The following is a 4,315-nucleotide window of genomic DNA, read 5'->3' on the forward strand; positions in this document are numbered from 1 at the left end:
CCGGTCTGCCTGAAAAGAAAATGCAGCAGGTGCGCGGTGCGCGTATTGCCATGATCTTTCAGGAGCCGATGACGGCGCTTAATCCGGTGATGACCATCGGACGCCAGCTGACAGAAGCAATCCGTGCGCATGAACCGCTCTCAGTTGCGCAGGCGCGTGCCCGTGCATTGGAAGCTGTCCGCGCGGTGCGACTGTCGCAGCCGGAGAAACGGCTGGAACAATATCCGCACGAATTATCCGGCGGAATGCGCCAGCGTGTGATGATTGCCATGGCTATTGCGCTGCGACCGGCTTTGCTGATTGCTGACGAGCCGACCACAGCACTTGATGTGACGGTTCAGCGGGAAGTGCTGGATCTGCTGCGTGATTTGCAGAAAGAACTGGGCACAGCTGTTATTCTGATTACCCATGATATGGGCGTGGTCGCGGAAATGGCCGACCGCGTTATTGTTATGCGCAAAGGGAAAATGGTTGAAACCGCAAGCACGGTTGATCTGTTTGATGCGCCCAAAGAACAATATACCAAGGATTTGCTGGCGGCTGTTCCGCGTATCGGTGCCGGTGCCAAACGCCCTCTGCATGAGGGGCGTGAGGTTCTGGTGCGCTATGATGATGTATCGGTAAAATTTGCAATCCGGCAAGGTCTGCTCGGGCGCGTGGCAGCCAATGTTCATGCGGTTGAACATGTGTCTCTGGATATTTATCGCGGGGAAACGCTGTCTCTGGTTGGTGAATCCGGTTGCGGCAAGTCCACTATGGCCAAGGCACTGGTCGGACTTGTGCAGCATAGCGGCCGGATTGATGTCGGCGGGCAGGCTCTGAGCGAACTCGATTATAAAGGGCGCAAAGCTATGCGCCGCGAGTTGCAGATCGTGTTTCAGGATCCGATGGCGGCGCTTGATGCGCGGATGACAATAGGTGAGCTTATTCGTGAACCTCTGGTTATTCATAATATTGGCACAGCTGCGGAGCAAAAAGCACGGGTCTGTGAATTATTGGAGCGTGTGGAGCTTTCTGCTGCTGTTTATGACCGTTATCCGCATCAGTTCTCCGGCGGGCAGCGCCAGCGCATCTGTATTGCCCGTGCACTGGCACTGAAACCGAAACTCATTGTTTGCGATGAAAGTGTTGCCGCGCTTGATGTGTCTATTCAGGCAAGGGTGCTGGAATTGCTGCGTGATCTGCAGAAAGAAACCGGTGTCACCTATTTATTTATCAGTCACGATATGGCGGTTGTTGAGAATATTTCCGACCGTGTGGCGGTGATGTATCTGGGGCAGATTGTGGAAATGGGAACGCGCGCGCAGTTGTTCAGCAATCCGCAGCATCCCTATACCAAGCGCCTGCTCTCTGCGGTGCCGGTACCTGATCCACGTCGTCAGCGTGGTGAAAGCCTGCGGCTCACCGGTGAAATTCCAAGCCCTGTCTGGAAAGCCGGTCAGCAACCGGATCGTGTGAAACTCGTGGATATCGGCGGGGGACATCTCGTCGCCGACTAGAGCATTTCACAGTCAAGTTGATCCAACTTGACGCCCGTGATAATGCGACCAAATAAAGAATCCAGAGCGAGCACTATGATCCAATCTGGACGTAAACCGCTCTAGCATGTGTTCTTTCAGATCAACATGCTAGCCGGACTATTTATTTTTTACTAGATTGCTTTACGCAAGTCCCATTCAGCACCCCATTGCTGCACAAAATGGCCGGAGCTGACTTCCTGCATAATCCGCACCGGTGGCTGATAATCAACCGGACGCACAGGGCTTTTCAGCTCGCCGACATGGAGCTTCGCCTTGGTGCCGCGCGTTGCAGGATCAGGCACCGGTACGGCAGAGAGCAGGCGTTTGGTATAGGGATGCTGCGGATTTCCGAAGATATCCGCACGGCTGCCGATTTCGACAATTTCGCCTAAATACATTACGGCCACGCGATGGCTGATACGCTCAACCACAGCCATATCATGGGAAATAAACAGGAAGGCTAAACCAAGCTTTTCCTGCAATTCCAGCATCAGATTAACCACCTGCGCCTTGATGGAAACATCCAGTGCGGACACGGCTTCATCAGCAATAATCAATTGCGGATCGAGAGCTAATGTACGGGCAATACAGATGCGTTGGCGCTGCCCGCCGGAAAATTCGTGCGGATAGCGGTCATAAGTTGCGGGATTAATACCGACCTGTTCCAGCAGTTCACGGGCTTTTTGCCGTGCCTGCGCAGCACCGGCAATGCCATGCACAATCATCGGTTCGGCAACCGCTTCACCGATTTTCATGCGCGGGTTCAGACTTGCAAACGGGTCCTGAAAGATAAGCTGTATCTGGCGGCGTGTATCGCGAAATTCTGCCTGACTGATGTTGAGAATATCGCGGCCGTTCAGCAGGACTTCGCCGGATGTCGGCTCTGTAAGCCGGATAATTGCACGGCCGGTGGTGGATTTTCCGCAGCCGGATTCCCCCACCAGAGACAGCGTTTCACCCGCCGCAATTGAGAAGGATACATTCTCAACCGCATGAACCCGTCCGGCAGGTTTACGGAAAAGACCGTTTGGCAGGTCAAAATATTTGCGCAGATTGCGCACTTCAAGCACGGTTGGCGGCTGAGCAGCATTACTGTCTGTGATGGTCTCAGGTTCTGAAACAGGCTGTTCAACCGGCAGGCCGGTTGTGCGGTCGATTTCAGGAAATTTCAGCGGTGCATTTTCGCCCTTCATCGAGCCGAGTTTTGGCACGGCAGACAGCAGAGCACGGGTATAAGGATGTTCCGGCTGTGCAAAAATAACCTCTGTATTGCCGCTTTCAACAATATTGCCATGCAACATTACGATGGTACGATCGGCAATCTCTGCCACCACACCCATATCATGGGTGATGAACAGCACGGCCATGCCTTCTTCTTTTTGCAGGTCTTTGATGAGATCAAGAATCTGCGCCTGAATGGTCACATCCAATGCGGTCGTCGGCTCGTCGGCAATCAGCAGTTTCGGCTTGCAGGCGAGTGCCATGGCAATCATCACACGCTGACGCATGCCGCCGGACAGACGGTGCGGATAATCTTTCGCCCGTGTGGCGGCAGATGGTATCCGTACACGCTCCATCAGATGCACAGCCTCGGCTTCAGCCTGTTCACGGCTCATACCGCGATGGGTCATCAGCACTTCGGCAAGCTGGAAGCCGATGGTCAGGCTCGGATTGAGCGAGGTCATTGGTTCCTGAAAAATCATTGCGATTTCATTACCGCGAATATGACGGATTGCGCTGTCATTCATCTGCGTCAGCGAGGCATCGTTAAAACGGATCGTACCTTCAATCCGGCTGTTGAGCGGCGGCAGCAAACGCATCAGGGAAAGCGCGGTAACACTTTTGCCGGAGCCGGACTCCCCGACAATAGCAAGCGTTTCGCCGGCTTTAATCTCAAAGGAAATACCATGCACGACCGGTGCCCAGTGGCCTCCGGTAGAGAAAGAGATTTTCAGATCTTTTACAGAAAGAAGTGTTTCTTGCATGACTCAATCTTTCTATCAATAAATGACGCTTATCAAAAAACGCAGGCAGATCAGCAGCAGGAAGACGCCGAATGCAACTTCCAGTTTCCGTTTTGAAAGACTATGCGCCAGTTTTACGCCGACAGGGGCTGCGAGAATACTTGTCGGAATAACGAGGAAAAATCCGAGCAAGGAGACATAGCCGAGTGCAAGCGGCGGCTGCAAAGCGGCAACATCCGGAAATTGTGCGGCACGCGGCCAGCCTGCATAAATATAGCCAAGCGCACCCGGTATTGAAATCAGGATGCCCAAGCCCGACGATGTAGCAACAGCCTGATGGATCGGCCGGTTATAAAAGGTCATGAACAGGTTGGAGAGCTGTCCGCCGCCGATCCCCATCAGTGAGGACAATACGCCGATAATCAACCCGCAAAACCGGATGGCCAGTTTGCCCGGCAACTGATCGGCGAGTTTCCAGCTGTCTTTACCAAACAGCAGCCGGATTGCCGAAACACCGGCAACCACGATGAAGACGAATTTAAACAGCTCCGCCGGTGCATAACGGGCAATCACACTCCCTGCAATCACACCCGCAACGACCGGTACAGCCCATGCTTTCAGCAGACTTGTATCCACCGCTCCGCGTGCCAGATGGGCGCGGTAAGAACGGATGGATGTCGGAATGATGATGGCAAGCGATGTGCCGATACTCAGCGGCATCAGTACATCCTCCGGTACACCCAGATAGCGGAACAGCTCATACAGTACCGGAACCGCCACAGTACCGCCGCCGACACCGAACAGACCTGCGAGCAGGCCGGGGGCGCCACC

The 4,315-nt window shown here is 54.0% G+C and carries 3 protein-coding genes; 1 reads left to right on the forward strand and 2 read right to left on the reverse strand.

From position 1 onward, the window contains the following. The coding region (locus A918_RS0116015; protein ID WP_022712033.1) for an ABC transporter ATP-binding protein at positions 1–1,499 on the forward strand (1,499 nt) is incomplete at its 5' end. A gap of 152 nt (positions 1,500–1,651) precedes the next feature. On the opposite strand, the gene A918_RS0116020 is transcribed toward A918_RS0116015, so the two are convergent. Continuing rightward, positions 1,652–3,505, reverse strand: a complete 1,854-nt coding sequence (locus A918_RS0116020) for an ABC transporter ATP-binding protein (protein ID WP_022712034.1) — start codon at positions 3,503–3,505, stop codon at positions 1,652–1,654. Positions 3,506–3,520: 15 nt separating this feature from the next. Next, the coding region (locus A918_RS0116025; protein ID WP_022712035.1) for a sulfite exporter TauE/SafE family protein at positions 3,521–4,315 on the reverse strand (795 nt) is incomplete at its 5' end.

The sequence above is a fragment of the Pseudochrobactrum sp. AO18b genome, from assembly GCF_000409565.1.
In the GTDB taxonomy this organism is placed as follows: domain Bacteria; phylum Pseudomonadota; class Alphaproteobacteria; order Rhizobiales; family Rhizobiaceae; genus Pseudochrobactrum; species Pseudochrobactrum saccharolyticum.